This window comes from Streptomyces sp. TLI_185 (assembly GCF_003814765.1).
Lineage (GTDB): Bacteria > Actinomycetota > Actinomycetes > Streptomycetales > Streptomycetaceae > Streptomyces.
Map to the genome: position 1 here is coordinate 9,719,737 of NZ_RKRB01000001.1, position 18,311 is coordinate 9,738,047.

Here is an 18,311-nt window from a genome sequence, read left to right on the forward strand (position 1 = left end):
TGATGGACGTCCTGCCCTACCTGGTCGCCGCCTGGGTCTTCCTGGCCGGCTGCTACGGCCTGGCCACCAGCCGCAACCTGATCCACGCCGTCGGCTGCCTGTCCGTGTGCCAGGCCGGCACCTATGTCCTGCTGTTGTCCGTGGGCTACCGCGACGGCGCCACCGCGCCCGTGTTCTCCGACGTCAAACCCGGTTCACGGCCGGTCGTCGACCCGGTCGTGCAGGCGCTCACCCTCACCGACGTCGTCGTCGGCGCCACCGTCACCGCGCTGTTGCTCGCGCTCGTCATGCAGATCGCCAAGCGGCACGGCACCGTCGACCCCGACGAACTCTCCGAGCTGCGCGGCTGATGAACGACCTGCTGCCCCTCGTCGTCGCCGTGCCCCTGCTGGGGGCGGCCCTGCTGGTCGCCGCGGGCCGCCGGCTGCCCCGGGTGATCGCCGAGTCCACCGCTTGCGCCGTCTCCGCCGGCACGGCCGGGCTCGCGATCACGCTGCTGCTGAACTCCTCGCCGCCCATGACCGAGTGGGTCGGCGGCTGGCAGCCCGTGAACGGCGAGAGCGTCGGCATCGTCCTGACCGGCGACGGACCGGGCCTCGGCATGGCCTCGCTCGCCTCACTGCTGACCCTGGCCGCACTGGCGTACTCCTGGCACTACTTCGACGAACCGCCCCGCCGCCACGCGGGCTCCTTCCCCGCGCTGATGCTGCTCTTCCAGGGCGGCATGTGCGGCTTCGCGATCGCCGGCGACCTGTTCAACATGTTCGTCTGGTTCGAGCTGATGAGCGTCGTCGCCTATGCCCTGACCGGCACCCGCGTCGAGGAGGCCAAGGCCGTCCAGGGCGCGCTGACCTTCGCGGTCGTCACCTCGCTCGGCGCGTACGCCATGCTGATGGGCATCGGACTGCTGTACGCCCGTACCGGGGAACTGGCGATGACCCAGATCGGGCGCGGTCTCGACCGGCACGGCGGGCCCGACGCGCTCGTCCTCGCCGGGTTCGTCCTGGTCCTCACCGGACTGCTGGCCAAGGCCGCCGCCGTACCCTTCCACTTCTGGCTCCCCGACGCCCACGCCGTCGCGCCGACGCCCGTGTGCATACTGCTGTCGGGCGTGATGGTCGAACTCGGCACGTACGGCGTCTGGCGGCTGTACGGGACCGTGTTCTCCGGGCCCGGCGGGGTGCCGGCCGGGGCCCTGACGCGGGTGCTCGTCGTGCTCGGCGTACTGACGGCCGTGATCGGCGCCGTCATGTGCTGGTACCAGCGGCACCTCAAACGGCTGCTCGCGTATTCGACGGTGGCCCACACCGGCCTGTTCCTCATCGGGATCGGCGTCCTGAGGCCCGAGGCGGACGACGGGGTCGCGTTGTACGTCCTCGGCCACGCCGGTGTGAAGGCCGCCCTGTTCGCCTGCACCGGCATCCTCCTCGACCGGTACGGCAGCGTCGACGAGCACGCCCTGCACGGCCGCGCCCGACGCCTGCGCGGACTCGCCGTCCTGTACGCCGCCGGGGCCCTCGGTCTCGCCGGGCTGCCCCCGTTCGGCACCGCACTCGGCAAGTCCGTCACCGAGGAGGCCGTCGGCGGCCCTCTCACCCTCGTGTATGTCGCCGCGAGCGCGGTGACCGCCGGCGCGGTGCTGCGGGTCGCCGCCCGCGTCTTCCTCGGCCTCGGCCCCAAGCCGCCCGATCACGGCGAGTACGAGACGACCGGCTCCGGCGAGCAGCCCGAGACCGGCCACCGCATCAGCCGGGTTCCCGGCCCGATGACGGTCGTCCCGACCGTGCTGCTCGCCGCCGCTCTGGCCGTGGGGGTGGCCCCGGGCTTCGCCGGGGCCGTGGCACACGGCATGAGCGAGGCGGGGTCCGGCGGGGTGGTGGTCTCCACCCCGCAGTGGACCCTGCCCGGTGTGCTTCTGGGCCTGGCCTCGACTTTGCTCGCTCTGGTCCTTGCCGCCGTGGCCGTCACCCGCCCGAAGCTGCTCGCCGCCCCCGAGTGGGCGCTGCCGTTGCGGCGCCTGCAGTCCGGACACGTCGGGGACTACGTGGCCTGGGTGCTGGTCGGGGCCGCGCTGCTCGGCGCGCTGGCCCTGCCAGGGATGTCAGGGGGTGGCTGATCAGCTGCCGTAGCTGACATGCACCTCCTTGAAACCGAGGGAACGCAGCAGGCCGTCGAGCATGTCGGTGGTGTTGGTCTCGGCGCGCCGGGTCAGGCCGCTGTCCTTGGCCGCGTCACCGATGTGCTTGATCGCGAGCTTCTGCACGGCCTGCTCACTGTTGGGGTTGTCAGAGAAGAGGTCGCCGAGCCGGTCGAGGAGACCGCGCTGCTTGGAGACGGCGTAGGAGCGGTCCGGGTCGAGGGCCGGCTTGCCGAGCGCCGCGTGCGGCAGCCGGAGCGTGGCGGACGTACGGTCGCCGTTGACCGTCACGTCGTCCTTGCCGACCTTGCCGAGGTCGACGTACGCGTCGACGGTGCCCGCACCGATGTACAGCGTGCGGGAGCCGCGGATCGCGTCGGGCAGGTACTTGGTGTCCTTTTCCAGGTCGACGACGACCTGGAAGTTGCCGGAGGCGGCGTCGTAACGGCTCATGTCCTGGATGGACTGGAGCAGTGCAGGTCCCGAGCGGTCGTGCGTTTCGGTGCCGAACAGGTCCTTGAGACCAGGGAGCACACTCAGCCGGATCCCGGCGAAGAACACCACGAGCACCAGCACGACGGCACTCACCGCCTTCGCCCAGCCGGGCATGCGCCTGGACACGCGCCTGATGGGAGTCGTCATGGCGACGGCCCTCCTTCCTACTGTCCGCATGCCCGCCAAAAGCCTTGTCAGACCGGGCCGTTGGCCGAATGACACCGCTGACGGAGGCGTGCAGGGCGCACTAGCGTGGAGAACTCTCCGTACCGGCGCGCCTGGAGTCCCGGATGAGTACACACAGCACGTCCCGGCCCCTCTGCCCCATGCACCGCATCGACCTCCCCGAACCCGGACCGCCCCGCCCCGCAACCCTCGCCACCGGTACCCCGGTGTGGCTGGTGACCCGTTACGCCGACGTGCGCCAGGTGCTCATGGACCCCCGGTTCAACAGGAGTTCCCTGCACGCCGAGGACGCCCCGCCGCTGCTCGTCGTCCCGAACCTGCTGGACGACCCGAACGGGCTCCTCAACCAGGACGGCGAGGCACACCAACGGCTGCGCGGCACCGTCCAGCGGGCGTTCACGCCCCGTGCGATCGCCCGCTGGCGTCCCTGGGTGGCCTCGGTGGTCGAGGCGCTCCTCGACGACTTCGCCGCGCAGGACCCTCCCGCGGACATCATCGAGGGTTTCACCCGCCCGCTGCCCGTCTCCGTCATCTCCCGGCTCATGGGGCTCGACCACGTGGATCGCGAGCGCATCCGCCACTGGGCCGACCACGCGCTCTCCGGCGGTGCGCACACCCGCGAGCAGGTCGTCGCGGCCATGCACGAGTTCGGGGCCTTCGCCGCCGACCTGGTCGCCCAGCGGCGCAAGACCCCCGGCGACGACCTGGTGAGCGGCCTGGTGGCGGCGGGCGACAGCCTGGACATCGACGAACGGCAGCTGGTGACCCTGGTGTGCGGACTGGTGGTCGCCGGTCACGAGACCACCATGACGGCGCTCGGCAACATCGTGGTCTACCTCCTCACCGACCGGCAGGAGGCCTGGCCCGGCCTCGCCGAGGACGAGGAGACAGCGGCCGTCGCTGCCGAGCAGCTGCTGCGCGCCGTCCCGCTCAGCGAGGGGCGCGTGCTGCCCGGCCTGATCCGCCGCGCCGTCGAGGACACCGAGGTCGGCGGCGTGACGATCCCGGCGGGCAGTGTGGTCGCCGTCCAGACCAACGCCGCCAGCCGCGACCCCGACGTGTTCCCGCCCGGCCCGCCCGACCTGTTCACCCCGCTGACCGCCCCCAGCGTCATCTTCGGCGCCGGCCCTCACCACTGCCTCGGCGCCTGGCTAGCCCGCCTGGAACTCGGCCTCGCCCTGCACCGCCTGGCGGCCCGCTTCCCCGACCTGCGCGCCGAGTTCACGTCCGGGACGATCGAGTGGCGGGAGGGCCAGATGACACGGAGCCCGGGGCGGCTGCCGGTGTCGTGGTGAGCATGGGTATGGGATTCCTGTCCAGCCCAACCAACGGGGCGATGTCCGCTGCGGTTCGGCCGCGCCCTGAAGGGGCGCGGGGAACTGCGCGACCAGCCACGACGGGCCCGCAGGCGAACGACGATCAATCGCGGCACATCCCACGGAGCACTCAGTGCGACCGTAGCTCCCGGTCGCCCGACCGACGCGACCACCACACCCCCTCGCCACGCGTGAGCCCCGGTAGCCGCAGCTCGGCCTCCCGTACCCGCCGGGCCGGCAGCTCGCCCGTGATCAGCCACGCCGTCGAGCCGCCCGAGGTGCCCGTGAACTCCGCTCCGAATGAGGCGAGTTGGGCCGTCACCGGAGCGAGTGCATCGAGCGGGACCTCCGTCTCGAACGCGTGGTACGGCTCGTACAACCGGCTCCCCGCCCGCTGCAGCGCGCGGCGCAGCACGACCGGGGTGAGGCCCCGGAAATCTGCGGCTGTGCTGATCGGCGCGCAGTAGCCGGAGCGGATCAGGGTCACCCGGTAGTCCGTCACGGAGGCACCGTGCAGGCCGGTCTCCATCGTGGCGTGCACCGTGTCCTCGATGGCCTGGTGGAAGGCGCGGGGGAGTGCGCCGAGTTCCGTCTCGTAGGTGAACACCCCGCCCGAGCCCCGCAGCCCCGGCTCGACCCGCAGCCCGATCGTCGCCCAGTAGCGCGTACCGAGGTGCCACGGCATCTCCTCCGAGGCCTCGCCGACGCCCCGCGGGCGCTCCAGGAACCGCACCCGGCCCGGCTCGAAGTCGGCCTCGATGCCGTGGTCCTGGGCGAGCGTGGCTGCCAGGACCTCCATCTGGACCTCGCCGTACAGGAGGAGAGCGGTGGTGCCGGCGGCCCCGGGTCGGGCGTGGATCAGCGGGTCCTGGTCGGCGAGGGCGAGCAGGGCGGTGCGCAGCTGGGCCGCCTGCTCGGGGCGCCGGGCCCGCACCAGCGTCTCCAGCGTGGGCGGAGCGAACTGCGGGGCACGGTCGGAGAGTTCTCCGAGGCGGTCGCCCACCCGTACGCCTGCCAGACCGGTGAGCGCCGCGATGTTCCCGGCGGTGAGCGACGGTCCGGCCCCGCCGATCACGTCGAGGTGGTGCACTCGTCCGGAGACCTCCGTGGTGCGGCCGTCGACCTCGCGCCGCAGGAGGGTGAGGCGCTGCCGCGGCGTCACCTCACCGTCGTGGAGCCGCAGATACGCCGTCCGTTCGCCACCCGGCCCGGGGCGTACCGCGAACACCGTCCCGCGCGGGTCGGCGCCCTCGGCCGTGGGTGCCGGCGGGATCAGCCCGACCACGCCTTCGACCAGCTCGGCCACGCCCTGTCCGCCGAGGGCCGAGCCGAAGAAGACGGGGTGGAACGAGCCGTCGGCGGTCCGCGCGGCGAGCGCCTTGCGGAGGTCGTCCGGAGTGGGCGCGGGGCCGTCCACGACCGCCGCGAGAACCTCCGGGTCGACCTCGGCCAGTGCCTCGGCCAGCTGCGGGTCTCCGGGCGGGCGTGCCGTGACGCAGGCGTCGGCGGTGCCGATGCCCGTCACGTCCGTGAGTGGCGCGACGTACGGCGTCAGCCTGCGCCGGATGTCGGCCAGCAGGCCCGCGGACCGGGCGCCCGCGCGGTCGATCTTGTTGACGAAGACGAGCGTGGGCAGCCGCAGCCGCCGCAGCGTCCGCATCAGCACCCGCGTCTGTGCCTGGACGCCCTCCACGGCGGACAGCAGGAGAACCGCCCCGTCCAGGACTTCCAGGGCGCGCTCGACCTCGGCGATGAAGTCGGAGTGCCCGGGGGTGTCGATGAGGTTGATCTGGGTGTCGCCGACGGTGAACGCGGCGACCGCGGAGCGGATGGTGATGCCGCGCTGCCGCTCGATCTCCCCGTCGTCCGTACGGGTGTCACCGCCGTCGACGCTGCCGAGCCGGTCGATCGCTCCGTGGTCGAACAGCAGCCGCTCGGTGAGGCTGGTCTTACCGGCGTCGACGTGGGCGAGAATTCCGATGTTCAGGGTGTGCATGCGGGGTCGAGTCCTCGAAAACCGTGGGCCGATGGGGGCGCTGGTTGATTCCGAGGAGTCGGCGCATGGGATCTCCTGAGGTGAGGGACTCGGACGCGGACATCATGGCGCGCGGCGGGTGGCGTGCCGCAACCGAATTTCCGCGCTCAACGGCGGTCAGTAGCATGAACACGTCCCCCGGAATGATCACGCGAGGAGCGGATCGTGCGAGACATCTCCGTGTTCAGCGGCAGCGCCCACCCCGACCTGGCCACGGAGGTCTGTGCGCATCTCGGTGTGCCCCTCAGCCCCACGCGGGTCAGCCGCTTCGCCAACGACTGTCTGGAGGTGCAGCTCCAGGCCAACTGCCGCGAGCGGGACGTCTTCCTGATCCAGCCGCTGGTCCGGCCGGTCCAGGAGCACCTCGTGGAACTGCTGCTGATGTGCGACGCGGCCCGCGGCGCGTCGGCGGCACGGATCTCCGTCGTCATGCCGCACTATTCCTACGCCCGCTCCGACAAGAAGGACGCGCCCCGGATCTCCCTGGGCGGCCGGCTCGTCGCGGACCTGATGGTCGCGGCGGGCGCGAGCCGTGTCCTCGCCATGACGCTGCACTCGCCGCAGGTGCACGGCTTCTTCTCGGTACCGGTCGACCATCTGCACGCCCGGCGCGAACTGGCTGCGTACTTCCGGCAGTACGACCTGTCCCGGACGACCGTCGTCTCGCCGGACCTCGGCAACGCCAAGGAGGCGGCCGCGTTCGCCAGGATGATCGGGGCCCAGGTCGCCGCCGGCGCCAAACAGCGGTTCGCCGACGACCAGGTCAGCATCAGCACCGTGATCGGCGAGGTCGCGGACCGGGACGTCATCGTGCTGGACGACGAGATCGCCAAGGGCAGCACGGTCCTCGAACTCCTCGACCGGCTGCGGGAGTTGGGGCCGCGGTCGATCCGTGTCGCCTGTACGCACGGCCTGTTCGCGGCCGGGGCGCTCAAGCGGATCGGCGAGCAGCCCGACGTACTGGAGATCGTGTGCACCAACACCGTGCCGGTCCCGGAGGAGGAGCGCACCGAGAAGCTGCGGATCCTGTCCATCGCCCCCGCCCTCGCCGAGGCCGTGCGCCGCATTCACAACGGGGAGTCCGTCAGCGCCCTGTTCGACGCGCCGCGAAGCGAATAGACATGAGGTAGCGAGCAACGCTCGGCATCAAAGGGATGCTCAGGAGGGGTTGCAGTGGCGAAGGCGAAGTTCGAGCGGACCAAGCCGCACGTGAACATCGGCACGATCGGTCACATCGACCACGGCAAGACCACGCTCACGGCGGCCATCACGAAGGTGTTGCACGACAGGTTTCCCGACCTGAACCCGTTCACGCCGTTCGACCAGATCGACAAGGCGCCCGAGGAGCGGCAGCGCGGCATCACGATCTCCATCGCCCACGTCGAGTACCAGACCGAGCGCCGGCACTACGCGCACGTCGACTGCCCCGGCCACGCGGACTACATCAAGAACATGATCACGGGCGCCGCCCAGATGGACGGCGCGATCCTGGTCGTGGCGGCCACGGACGGGCCCATGCCGCAGACCAAGGAGCATGTGCTGCTCGCCCGGCAGGTGGGCGTTCCGTACATCGTCGTCGCCCTCAACAAGACCGACATGGTGGACGACGAGGAGATCCTGGAACTCGTCGAGCTGGAAGTGCGTGAGCTGCTCAGCGAGTACGAGTTCCCCGGCGACGACGTCCCGGTCGTCAAGGTCTCCGCCCTCAAGGCCCTCGAGGGCGACGAGCAGTGGACCCAGTCGGTGCTGGACCTGCTGGACGCCGTCGACACGGCGGTCCCCGAGCCGCAGCGCGACGTGGACAAGCCGTTCCTCATGCCGATCGAGGACGTCTTCACCATCACCGGCCGCGGCACCGTCGTCACCGGCCGGATCGAGCGCGGGGTGCTGCACGTCAACCACGAGGTGGAGATCATCGGCATCCACGAGCAGAAGACGAAGACGACCGTCACCGGCATCGAGATGTTCCGCAAGCTGCTCGACGAGGGCCGGGCCGGCGAGAACGTCGGACTGCTGCTGCGCGGCGTGAAGCGGGAGGACGTGGAGCGCGGGCAGGTCGTCATCAAGCCCGGCACGGTCACCCCGCACACGGAGTTCGAGGGGCAGGCGTACATCCTGTCGAAGGACGAGGGCGGCCGGCACACGCCGTTCTTCGAGAACTACCGCCCGCAGTTCTACTTCCGCACCACGGACGTCACCGGTGTGGTGACGCTGCCCAAGGGCACCGAGATGGTCATGCCGGGCGACAACACCGCCATCCATGTCGTGCTGATCCAGCCCATCGCCATGGAGGAGGGCCTGAAGTTCGCCATCCGCGAGGGCGGCCGGACGGTGGGCGCGGGTCAGGTCACCAAGATCCTCAAGTAGGGAGCCTCATAACGTCCCGGACGTGGCCTCGGGCTGTCCCAGGGCCGCGTCCAGGGTCGGGTGTGCGGGCAGCAGCCGGGTCAGTCCGGTGACCCGCATTATGCGCAGGGTGAGCGGGTGCGTGCAGACGAGCCGCAGCTCGCCGTCCTGGTCGAGGACCCGGGCCCGGGCCCGGTAGAGAAGGCGCAGCCCGGAGCAGTCGAAGAAGTCGACCCGCCGCAGGTCGATCACCAGGCGGACGTCGGGGTGTGCCGTCACCCGGTCCAGAAAGGGGGCGATCTCCACGGCCGCGGCGATGTCGATCTCGCCGCGGAACTCCAGCACCGTATGGCCCCGGTCGTGGTGGACACGCAGATGCCGGGTCAGCGGGGCGGGCTCCTGGTGCACGACGACATCGCCTCCAACCTGCTCCGTCCGCTGCGGGGTTGCAGGTCACCGGGGGCCGGGGTGACATCGTGCAGCGAGCGTACGAGTGCAGACGGTCCCCCGGGTCCCTGGTGAGCGCAAATCCGTTCTCCGCCCTGCAAGTTACCCTCGATGGAGTGAATTTGAGCATGTTCGATTGACATATGTCTTCGAATTGCGATGAAGCACTCCCGTGGTGGGCGTGACCGCCCTACGACAGCGCGTGCCAGGCCTTCGAGAGCGCCTGGCGCAGCTGCTCGGTCTGGTGCGCCGTGAGGTCCCGGACCATCCGCTCCTCCAGCTCCCGCACGGGTGCCGCGACCTGCTCCAGCAGCTCCCGGCCGGCGTCCGTCAACAGGATCAGCAGCTCGCGCCGATTGCGCGGATTGCGCTCCCGGCGCACCAGCCCGCGGCCCTCCAGGGACCGTACGAGATCGGCGATGGACTGGGCGGTGACGAACGAGTCGCGGGCGAGCTGTGCGGCCGACAGCCCGTCGTGGCGCTCCAGGACGGTGAGGGCGGTGTACTGCAGGGCGGTGATCCCGGACGGCTTGACCAGCTCGTCCAGGTGTGAGCGCACCACCAGCTCCACCTGCTTCACCATGTAGAGCAGTGACGGGGACGTCTTGGTCGCCTGGGCGTCGAGCATGAGTTCAGCCTAGAGCATTGACAGGAAACCTGTCTGTAATGAGACTGCGAACCAACAGGAATCCTGTTGGTTGAAATCTTGGCAATGAGGCTGAGGAGTGGTGATGACCGCCTTCGAGATCGAACCCGGACGGCTGTTTGTCGGGGGACAGTGGCGCGAAGCTGCCGACGGAGCGCGCACCGAGGTGGTCGACCCGTCCCGGGGCGCGGTCGTCACCACCGTCGCGGAGGCGGGCGCCGCCGACGTGGACGCGGCCGTGCGTGCCGCCCGGGAGGCCTTCGACGGCGGCGCCTGGTCCGGGCTGAGCGGACGCGAGCGCGGCCGGATCCTGCACCGCGTCGCCGAGCTGATCCGCGAGAACGCCGATGAACTGGCCCGCCTGGAGAGTCTGGACGTCGGCAAGCCCATCTCTCTGTGCCACGCCGTCGACATCACCAACGCGGCGAACGACTACGAGCACTTCGCCGCCCTCGCTCACTCCCTGGACGGCGCCGTCCGCGACACCCCCATGAACGCCCTCGCGTACACCAAGCGCGAGCCGATCGGCGTGGTCGCCGCGATCACACCCTTCAACTTCCCGCTGATCCTGGCCGGTTCGAAGATCGGCCCCGCGCTCGCGGCCGGCAACACCGTGGTGCACAAGCCGGCCGACGAGACCCCGCTGAGCGCCCTCTACATGGCCCGGCTGTTCCAGCAGGCGGGCGTACCCGACGGCGTGGTCAACGTGGTCACCGGCGCGGGCCCGGTCGCCGGCGAGGCGCTGCTGCGCCACCGCGGTGTCGACAAGGTCGCCTTCACCGGCTCCACCGCGATCGGCCGCCACGTGGCGTCCACCGCCGGCGAGGCCCTCAAGCCGGTCACCATGGAGCTCGGCGGCAACGCCGCCCACATCGTCTTCGAGGACGCCGACCTGGAGAAGGCCGTCGGCGCGATCATCAAGGCCTTCGTCTTCAACACCGGCCAGTTCTGCATGGGCGGCCCGCGCCTGCTGGTGGCCCGCCCGGTGTACGCCACCGTGCTCGGCATCCTCACCGACGCCGTGCCCGGCGTCCCGGTCGGCGACCCGCGCAACCCCGAGACCGTCGTCGGACCGATGGCGGGGGAGAAGCACCTGAAGAAGGTCGAGGAATACGTCGACATCGCCCGCAAGGAGGGCGGACGCATCGTCTGCGGCGGCGAACGTCTCGACCTCGACGGCGGCTACTACTACCGGCCCACGGTCATCGCCGACCTGTCCAACGACTCCCGCGTCGTCCAGGAGGAGATCTTCGGCCCGGTCCTCACCGTGCAGCCCTTCGACACCGAGGACGAGGCCGTCGAGCTCGCCAACTCCACGCCGTACGGCTTGGCTTCGGGCATCCAGACCAGCAACCTCGCCCGCGCCCACCGCATCGCCGACCGCCTCCAGGCGGGCATCGTCTGGATCAACGACTGGGCCATGCTCGACCCCGCGGTGCCCTTCGGCGGCGTCAAGGACTCCGGCTTCGGCCGCGAGTACGGGCCCGAGGCCCTCGCCGCCTACACCAAGGTCAAGTCCGTCGTCGTCTCGCTCGACTGAGCTCGGCCGAACGCGCCCGAACACGCCTGAACATCAAGGGAGTTCGTACGATGTCCATCATCACCCGCGCCGCTGTCGTCGAGTCCGGCGGTGCGCCCTTCACGCTCGCCGATGTCGAGCTCGACGAGCCCGGGCCCCACGAGGCGATCGTCCGCATGGTGGCCACCGGCCTGTGCCACACCGACCTCGGCGTCGCGAGCGGCGGCCTGCCCTTTCCGCTGCCGGGCGTGCTCGGCCATGAAGGCGCCGGTGTCGTCGAGGCCGTCGGCCCGGCCGTCAACGGCATCGCGCCCGGCGACCACGTCGTGCTGTCCTTCACCTCCTGCGGGGAGTGCCGCAACTGTCACGGCGGCCACCCCGCGTACTGCGCGACCTGGCTGCCGCTCAACCTGATCGGCGGCCGCCGCGCCGACGGCACCAGCACCATCAGCCGGGACGGCACCCCGCTCGGCGGCCACTTCTTCGGCCAGTCCTCCTTCGCCGAGCGGGCGCTGGTGGACGAGCGCAGCCTCGTCAAGGTCGACGCGGACGTACCGCTGGAGTCGATCGCACCGCTGGGCTGCGGTGTGCAGACCGGAGTGGGCGCCGTCTGGAACGTCCTGAAGCCCGTGACGGGCAGCACGATCGTCGTCCTCGGCGCCGGCGCGGTCGGCCTGTCCGCCGTGATGGCCGCCGCCCTCACCCCCGCCACCCGGATCGTGGCCGTCGACAAGGTCGGTGAACGCCTGTCCCTGGCCAAGGAGTTGGGCGCCACCCACACCGTCAACGTCGGCGAGGCCGACCTCGGCGAGGCGCTCGCGGAGATCACCGGCGGCCAGGGTGCCGACGGGGTCGTCGAGACCACCGGCAGCGTGACCGTACTGCGCCAGGGCGTCGATGCGCTCGCCGCGCGCGGCACGCTGGTCGTCGTGGGCGCCCCGCCCTTCGGCAGTGAAGTCGCCCTGGACGTCAACGGGTTGCTGGGCGGCAAGCAGGTCGTCGGGCTCACCCTGGGCGACGCCGAGACGCAGACCTTCATCCCGTCCCTGGTGCAGCTGGTGAAGGAGGGACGGCTCCCGCTGCACCGCCTGATCAGCACCTATCCGTTCGCGGACATCGACCAGGCGGTGCGGGACATGGGGGCGGGCAAGGCGATCAAGCCCGTGCTGACGTTCTGACTCAGTCGACCGTCAGGACCAGCTTTCCCGTGGTGCGGCCGGTGTCGCCGAGCCTGTGTGCCTCGGCGGCATCGGCCAGCGGGAAGGTGCCGGCGATCGCGGGGCGCAGCTTCCCCGCCTCCACCAGCTCCGCGATCGCCTTCAGACCGCTGTGCGAGGCGTCCACCAGCATGCGCAGCGCCCGCACGCCGAGCCGCTCCGCCTCCTCGTCGAAGTCCTTCGGACCGACGGGCAGGATCGAGACGACGATCCCACCCGGGCGCAGCACGCGCAGCGAGCCCGTCGAGGTGTCCCCGCCGATCGTGTCCAGGACGACGTCCACGTCCTTGACCGCCTCGGTGAACTCCGTCTCCCGGTAGTCGATCGCCTCGTCCACGCCGATCTCGCGCAGGAAGTCGTGCTTGCCCGCGCTCGCCGTGCCGATCACATGGGCGCCGCGCGCCTTGGCGATCTGCACGGCCACGTGCCCGACCCCGCCAGCCGCCGCATGGATCAGCACCCGCTGTCCGGGCTGGACGTCGGCGTACTCCACCAGGGCCTGCCAGGCGGTCAGGGAGACCAGCGGCAGCACGCCCGCCTGGACGTGGTCGATCGAGGCCGGCTTGTGCGCGAACCAGCGCGCCGGGCCGGTGACGTACTCGGCGTGCGAGCCGTGGCCGAACGGGTACGACAGCATGCCGAAGACCTCGTCGCCGGGCTTGAACCGGGCCACGCCGATCCCGACCGCCTCGACGACCCCGGAGACGTCCCAGCCCAGCACGAACGGCGGCTCGCCCAGGAAACCGCCACTCGCGCGGTGCTTCCAGTCGGTCGGGTTGACGCCGGCGGCGCGCACGCGGACCAGCACCTCGTTGGTGCGCGGCTCGGGCCGCGGCAACTGCACTTCCTTCAGCACCTCGGGACCGCCGAGGACGTCCTGGCTGATGGCTCGCATCGTGTTCACATCGCTCATGGTCACCCAGCCTGCCGGGGTCCGCCCGGAAAGAAAATGGCACGATTGCCAACCTTCGATAAGATCGTGCCATGACTGGTGAACGGCAGGTGGAACGGGTCGTGGTGCTGGCCCTGGACGGCGTCTACCCCTTCGAGCTGGGCATCCCCAGCCGGATCTTCGGCGCCGCCGACGGCCGCTACGAGGTGCTCACCTGCAGCGTCGACGGCCAACCGGTGCGCTCCTGCGCCGACTTCACCATCGGTGTGGAGCACGGCCCCGAGATCCTGGCCACGGCCGACACGGTGGTGGTCGCCTCCATGACCCCCTCGCGCATCCCCACCGAACTGCCTGCGGAGGTCGCCGCCGCCCTCGCCCGCATCCGCCCGAAGGCGCGGATCGTCTCCATCTGCACGGCCGCCTTCGTCCTCGCGGCGGCGGGCCTGCTCGACGGGCGCAGGGCCACGACGCACTGGCAGGTGACCGACGCCTTCCGGCAGCGGTACCCGCAGGTGGACCTCGACCCCGACGTCCTCTTCGTCGCCGACGGTCGCATCCTCACCTCGGCGGGTGCCGCCTCCGGCGTCGACGTCTGCCTGCACATCGTCCGCACCGACCACGGCAGCGAGCTGGCCAACTCCGTCGCCCGCCGCTGCGTCGTACCGCCGTTCAGGGACGGCGGTCAGGCCCAGTACATCGAGCAGCCCGTCCCGGAGAGCGGGGCCGCGAGCACCGCCGCCACCCGCGCCTGGGCCCTCGGACGCCTCGACGAACCGCTCACCCTGTCCGACCTCGCCGCCCACGCCCGGATGAGCCTGCGCACCTTCGCCCGCCGTTTCAACGAGGAGGTCGGCCTCAGCCCCGGCCGCTGGATCGTCCAGCAGCGTGTGATCCGCGCCCGGCACCTGCTGGAGTCCAGCGACCTGTCCGTCGACCAGATCGCCGGCCGCGTCGGCTTCGCGACGGGCGCGTCCCTGCGCCAGCACCTGCACGCCGCGATCGGCGTCTCTCCGCAGGCCTACCGGCGCACGTTCCAGACGGCCGCCCGCTAGGGCCTCTCGTTTGGATCAGCTCGGCGTCGCGGGGTCTGGCACGCGCTCCCCCACTGCCTCAAGGGCGTGGGGGCCCCAGCGGCGTTGTCGTCGGTTGCCGACGCTCCGCGTCGACGCCCTCCTCCGCCTTGCAGCTGCACGCTCCCCCCACTCTCGGCTTCGCTCGAGCGGGGGGAACCCCATGACCCCGCTCGGGGCGGCTTCAAGGCACCGTTCCCTACAGCCGACCTGATCCAAACGACAGGTCCTGGACGCGAACGTTCCGCACCCCCGCCGCGTCGCAGGACCGTAGGCCCGCGAGCGGAGCAAGGGGTGGGGGATGCGCGCAAGAGTGGTGGCAACGACGGCGCTGGTCGCGTCGGCGGCGGTGGCGTGCGGCGGTGAGAAGGCGCACGATCTCGTGGTCGACGGCACGGTTCCCGAGGCACCCTACAGCGGGCCGCTGCACGTGCCCGTGAAGCATGTCGACGAGGACGGCGTTCGTGCTGTGCGGAGCGCGTCGGGCGCCGCGGGCCGGGCCCTGGAGTGCGACGGGCAGATCTACTCCGGCGGCGGCAGCGACCCGTGGAGCACGGGCGACGGCGGCAGGACACCGGAGGAGGGGCTCAAGGCGTACTTCGAGATCGAGCAACCCGACGTCCCCCGCTACGGCTACCGGGTGGAGCGCAAGGAGGAGGACCGCGTCCTGTACTCCTTCGACGTGGCCGGCAGGACCAAGGTCGCCGTCGTCGTCGCCAAGGACCAGAAGAACCGGCCCGGCTGGGGACCGGAGACCAGTGCCTCCTGCGACCCGTCCGAACTCCCGGCGAGCTTCACCGACCGGCAGTGGTACGAGATCTGGACCGACCGGCACGGCAGACGGGTGCCGATCACCGAGGTGAACAGCAGCGTCGGCCCGGCCCACTGCGACTGGCAGAAGGCACACTTCCTGTCGCTGGGGGAGGGGAAGAAGGGCAGGCTGTACGCCCGCGATCCCGACGGAGTGCTCCCCGACTCCATGCTCACCTCCCGGTACGACTCGGACGTCCGCATGCCCGCCGACGCCCACGACACCGGATACCGCTTCCACGACCGGCAGTTGTGGCTGACCGGCGATCCAGGCAGGGCCTACGTGCGCACGCCCGACGGCGTGGAGGCCTGGCCGCTGGTGAAGGCGGGCATGGGCTGCGCGTGAGCAGCCGTCACCGGCTCGCGTGCAGGGCGACCAGCAACTGCCAGACCTCGTCGGCGATTTGAGCCGCGTCACCCTCCAACAGGCCGTGCAGCCAGTCGGCCAGCACGCCCGCGAAGGTGGCGGCCACGGCCGACGCGACCAGCGGCGCGTCCGCCGCGCCCGCCCGTTCGCGCTCGCGCAGGCTGTAGGCGCGCAGGTCCCGGTGCAGGACCCGGCCGAGGGGGCCGCCGCCGCCCGGCGTCAGCAGCTCGCGGTACAGCCCGGCGTGCGGGGCGAGCGAGGCGAAGAACTCGGCCAGCGCGGGCGGCGCGTGCACCGGGTCCGGGCGGCCCTGCCAGGAGTGCAGCGCCTCCACAGCCTCGCGGACGACGTCCGCACAGGCGTCGACCGCCAGCGCCTCCAAACCGTCGTAGTGGACGTAGAAGGTGGCCCGGCCGACCCCGGCCCGCCGCACCAGCGCCGCCACTCCCACCTCCGCGAGGGGCCGCTCGGCGCACTCCGCGAGCAGCGCCTCCCGCAGCCGCGCCCGGGTGCGCGCGGCCCGCGGGTCATGGGGCGCGCGGCGGGTCACTGCGCGATCAGTACGGCGGCCAGGGCGAGCGCGCCGGGCAGTGCCTGCGCGAACAGGATGCGACGGTTGGCCGTGACGGCGCCGTAGACCCCCGCGATGACGACGCAGCACAGGAAGAACACCTGGGCGCGGAAGCCGGTCGGGTCCGCCGCGATCAGGCCCCAGACCAGACCGGCCGCGAGAAAGCCGTTGTAGAGCCCCTGGTTGGCGGCCATCGGCGCGGTGGCCTGCGCCATCTCCCGGTCGAAGCCGTGCAGCGCCCGCCCGGGCTTCTTCTGCCACAGGAACATCTCCATCACCAGGATGTAGGCGTGCAGGGCGGCCACCAGACCGACCAGTATGTTCGCGACCGTTTCCATTGCAGGGCTCCGCCATTCTTGTTTCGACTTCCTGGACAGGTGCCTACTATAGCGGGACAGGTGTCCAGGAAGTGTCACTGTCAGTGCCCGCCGATAGCCTGCGCGCATGACTGACCGACAGGTGATCGTGCGGCGCGCTCGCGCCGAGGACATACCGGGCCTCGTCGCCTCCAGCGCCGGGTTGTTCGCCGAGGACGGCGGCACCCGGGACAGGAGCATGAACGTCGACTGGCCGCGCGAGTACGGCGCGCGGTCGTTCGCCGCGGCCCTGGAGGACCCGGCGTGCCTCGTCCTCGCGGTGGAGTACGACGGGCAGGTCGTCGGACACCTGATGGGATCCGTCACCGGGCCCACCGAGAAGCGGACCGTCACCTCCGCGACCCTGGTCAGCATCTACGTCCGCCCCGAGCACCGGCGCGCGCGAGCCGGAGACCGGCTGGTGGAGGAGTTCCTGGACTGGGCCAGGCGGCAGGGAGCCGAGTACGCCGAGGTGACCGCCTACGCGGCGAACACGGACGCCATCCGCTTCTACGAGCGGGGCGGCTTCGCCGCCATGACGGTCACCCTCCGCCAGCCCCTGTAGCGCCGCGGCGCAGCTCCAGGGCGCGCAGGGCCAGCTGCATTTCGAACTGGGCCGCGGGGTCGTGCAGTTGGGAGCCGAACAGCTCGTCCAGCTGGCGCAGGCGGTAGCGCACCGTCTGGGGGTGCACGGCCAGTCGGACGGCGACCTCGCTGGCGTTGTGGCCGCACTGCAGCCAGCTGAGCAGGGTCTCCGCCAGGCGTTCGCGCTGCGGTGGCCGCACCTGCTCCAGCGGGCGCAGCCGGTGCTCGGTCATGGCGTCGATCAGGGCGTCGTCGCGCAGGAGCAGCAGCGTGGCCAAGTGGTCCTGGCAGCGCACCATTTCGGTGTCCGCGAGCACGCCCCGCCGCACCAGGTCCAGCGCCTCGGACGCCCAGCGCAGCGAACGGGCCCCCTCCTGCAGGGCCACCGTCGGCCCCATCGCCGCCCGTCGTCCGTGCAGCGCCCCGGCCACCGCCCGCGCCCGGCCGGGACCCTCCGGATCCGGCACGACCAGCACGGCCGGCTGGACGTCGAATCGGGCGAGGAACTCCGGCGCCACGATCGGCTGCGCCCCCGCCTGCGGGCGGTGGTCGACCGCGACCACCGCGAGCGCGCGCGGCACCGGCCAGCGTGCGCTGTGGGCGAGCTCCGCGATGGCCTCCGCGGAGGCGGGCGGATCCGCGGTGAGCAGGTCGAGCAGCCGCGTGCGCCGCTGCTGCAGCTCACCGGCCGCGTGCAGCCGCGCTTCCGTGTAGCCGGCGGTCGTCGCGGCCGCCATCTCGTCCAGGTGCAGGAACAGCGCCTCGCCGAAGGCCGCCAGCACATTGCGCGGCAGCAGATCCGCGTCGACCAGCGCGTTCACCCGCCGCCAGGTCACCCGCGCACCCAGCCGCAGCGCCGACTGGAACGAGTCGAGGCTGCGCCCCTCCTCGGCCTCTCCGCGGCCGATGCGCTGATACGTCGCCTTCACCGGCTCCCAGTCCGTGTCCGGCTTCGCCATCCGCTCCAGGAAGCCCTGCAGCGCATGGTCCACGCCGCGGTGCACACCCTGCATGTACGTGTCGTCGGCGGGGCGCGCGTACTCGGGGATCTCGGTTCTGATCGCCCGTACGACCTCCTCGGTGATGTCGGCGAAGAACGGTCTGAGGTGGTGGTGCAGGCCCGCCGGCAACGCATTGAACGGACCGCGCGGCTCCTCCGCCGGCACAGCGGCTCTCTTCGGCACGGCGCGACGATACCCGTCAGTAATCCGTCAGGGCTTATCAGCGGCGGACAGGTATGGGCATGCGAATTGTCACCACATGACAAGTTCGCAGGTCCGCAAAGGGATTTGTCGATGTGTGGGCCGCTGGCTGAG

At 71.3% G+C, this 18,311-nt stretch carries 18 protein-coding genes; 10 read left to right on the forward strand and 8 right to left on the reverse strand.

The window, feature by feature from the left end; all coding sequences use genetic code 11:
• Positions 1–2: 2 nt before the first annotated feature.
• Together EDD92_RS44655 and EDD92_RS44660 are read left to right on the forward strand one after the other, a co-directional pair.
• Entirely contained in the window at positions 3–350 is a 348-nt protein-coding gene (locus tag EDD92_RS44655) for a sodium:proton antiporter (RefSeq protein ID WP_030937593.1), read from the forward strand.
• Positions 350–2,116, forward strand: a complete 1,767-nt coding sequence (locus tag EDD92_RS44660) for a complex I subunit 5 family protein (RefSeq protein WP_123969545.1) — start codon at positions 350–352, stop codon at positions 2,114–2,116. Before EDD92_RS44655 ends, EDD92_RS44660 begins: the two co-directional genes overlap by 1 nt.
• On the opposite strand, the gene EDD92_RS44665 is transcribed toward EDD92_RS44660, so the two are convergent.
• Positions 2,117–2,779, reverse strand: a complete 663-nt coding sequence (locus EDD92_RS44665; RefSeq protein WP_123969546.1) for a DUF4230 domain-containing protein — start codon at positions 2,777–2,779, stop codon at positions 2,117–2,119.
• 143 nt (positions 2,780–2,922) lie between these two features.
• Between EDD92_RS44665 and EDD92_RS44670 the strand changes: the two genes are divergently transcribed.
• Positions 2,923–4,113, forward strand: a complete 1,191-nt coding sequence (locus tag EDD92_RS44670; protein ID WP_123969547.1) for a cytochrome P450 — start codon at positions 2,923–2,925, stop codon at positions 4,111–4,113.
• 151 nt (positions 4,114–4,264) lie between these two features.
• Here the strand turns inward: EDD92_RS44670 and otr(A) are convergent, their stop codons facing one another.
• A complete protein-coding gene (gene otr(A), locus EDD92_RS44675) occupies positions 4,265–6,130 on the reverse strand; it encodes a tetracycline resistance ribosomal protection protein Otr(A) (RefSeq protein WP_123969548.1) in 1,866 nt (621 codons plus the stop codon).
• Between the two features lie 204 nt (positions 6,131–6,334).
• Here otr(A) and EDD92_RS44680 point away from each other — a divergent pair, with 204 nt between their 5' ends.
• On the forward strand, positions 6,335–7,288 hold the full coding sequence (locus EDD92_RS44680) for a ribose-phosphate pyrophosphokinase (protein ID WP_123969549.1): 954 nt from the start codon (positions 6,335–6,337) through the stop codon (positions 7,286–7,288).
• A 54-nt stretch (positions 7,289–7,342) separates the two neighbouring features.
• Positions 7,343–8,536: an elongation factor Tu gene (tuf, locus tag EDD92_RS44685; protein ID WP_123969550.1), complete on the forward strand. Its 1,194-nt coding sequence runs from the start codon at positions 7,343–7,345 to the stop codon at positions 8,534–8,536.
• A 6-nt stretch (positions 8,537–8,542) separates the two neighbouring features.
• Here the strand turns inward: tuf and EDD92_RS44690 are convergent, their stop codons facing one another.
• Both EDD92_RS44690 and EDD92_RS44695 read right to left on the reverse strand, forming a co-directional pair.
• Positions 8,543–8,923 carry an anti-sigma factor antagonist gene (locus EDD92_RS44690; RefSeq protein ID WP_123969551.1) on the reverse strand — a complete coding sequence of 127 codons (381 nt, stop codon included), beginning with the start codon at positions 8,921–8,923 and terminating at the stop codon, positions 8,543–8,545.
• A gap of 229 nt (positions 8,924–9,152) precedes the next feature.
• Positions 9,153–9,590 carry a MarR family winged helix-turn-helix transcriptional regulator gene (locus tag EDD92_RS44695; protein WP_123969552.1) on the reverse strand — a complete coding sequence of 146 codons (438 nt, stop codon included), beginning with the start codon at positions 9,588–9,590 and terminating at the stop codon, positions 9,153–9,155.
• 103 nt (positions 9,591–9,693) lie between these two features.
• Here EDD92_RS44695 and EDD92_RS44700 point away from each other — a divergent pair, with 103 nt between their 5' ends.
• Together EDD92_RS44700 and EDD92_RS44705 are read left to right on the forward strand one after the other, a co-directional pair.
• The gene (locus tag EDD92_RS44700) at positions 9,694–11,148 is read left to right on the forward strand and encodes an aldehyde dehydrogenase (RefSeq protein WP_123969553.1); all 1,455 of its coding nucleotides are present in this window, start codon (positions 9,694–9,696) and stop codon (positions 11,146–11,148) included.
• Between the two features lie 50 nt (positions 11,149–11,198).
• Positions 11,199–12,305 (forward strand): NAD(P)-dependent alcohol dehydrogenase, encoded by a 1,107-nt coding sequence (locus tag EDD92_RS44705; RefSeq protein ID WP_123969554.1) that lies wholly within the window; start codon positions 11,199–11,201, stop codon positions 12,303–12,305.
• Between the two features lies 1 nt (position 12,306).
• Here the strand turns inward: EDD92_RS44705 and EDD92_RS44710 are convergent, their stop codons facing one another.
• Positions 12,307–13,257: an NADP-dependent oxidoreductase gene (locus tag EDD92_RS44710; RefSeq protein ID WP_123969555.1), complete on the reverse strand. Its 951-nt coding sequence runs from the start codon at positions 13,255–13,257 to the stop codon at positions 12,307–12,309.
• Between the two features lie 71 nt (positions 13,258–13,328).
• Here EDD92_RS44710 and EDD92_RS44715 point away from each other — a divergent pair, with 71 nt between their 5' ends.
• Together EDD92_RS44715 and EDD92_RS44720 are read left to right on the forward strand one after the other, a co-directional pair.
• Positions 13,329–14,288: a GlxA family transcriptional regulator gene (locus tag EDD92_RS44715; RefSeq protein ID WP_123969556.1), complete on the forward strand. Its 960-nt coding sequence runs from the start codon at positions 13,329–13,331 to the stop codon at positions 14,286–14,288.
• 319 nt (positions 14,289–14,607) lie between these two features.
• Positions 14,608–15,462, forward strand: a complete 855-nt coding sequence (locus EDD92_RS44720; RefSeq protein WP_123969557.1) for a hypothetical protein — start codon at positions 14,608–14,610, stop codon at positions 15,460–15,462.
• Positions 15,463–15,469: 7 nt separating this feature from the next.
• Here EDD92_RS44720 and EDD92_RS44725 read toward each other — a convergent pair whose 3' ends face one another.
• Positions 15,470–16,033 (reverse strand): TetR/AcrR family transcriptional regulator, encoded by a 564-nt coding sequence (locus tag EDD92_RS44725; RefSeq protein WP_123969558.1) that lies wholly within the window; start codon positions 16,031–16,033, stop codon positions 15,470–15,472.
• The gene (locus tag EDD92_RS44730) at positions 16,030–16,392 is read right to left on the reverse strand and encodes a DUF1304 domain-containing protein (RefSeq protein ID WP_123969559.1); all 363 of its coding nucleotides are present in this window, start codon (positions 16,390–16,392) and stop codon (positions 16,030–16,032) included. Before EDD92_RS44730 ends, EDD92_RS44725 begins: the two co-directional genes overlap by 4 nt.
• A 106-nt stretch (positions 16,393–16,498) precedes the next feature.
• Here EDD92_RS44730 and EDD92_RS44735 point away from each other — a divergent pair, with 106 nt between their 5' ends.
• Positions 16,499–16,975, forward strand: coding sequence for a GNAT family N-acetyltransferase (locus EDD92_RS44735; protein ID WP_123969560.1), 477 nt, complete (start codon positions 16,499–16,501; stop codon positions 16,973–16,975).
• On the opposite strand, the gene EDD92_RS44740 is transcribed toward EDD92_RS44735, so the two are convergent.
• Complete coding sequence (locus tag EDD92_RS44740; protein ID WP_260327187.1) at positions 16,953–18,179, reverse strand: CdaR family transcriptional regulator; 1,227 nt, start codon at positions 18,177–18,179, stop codon at positions 16,953–16,955. The two genes, EDD92_RS44735 and EDD92_RS44740, sit on opposite strands and share 23 nt — an antisense overlap.
• Positions 18,180–18,311: the final 132 nt, after the last annotated feature.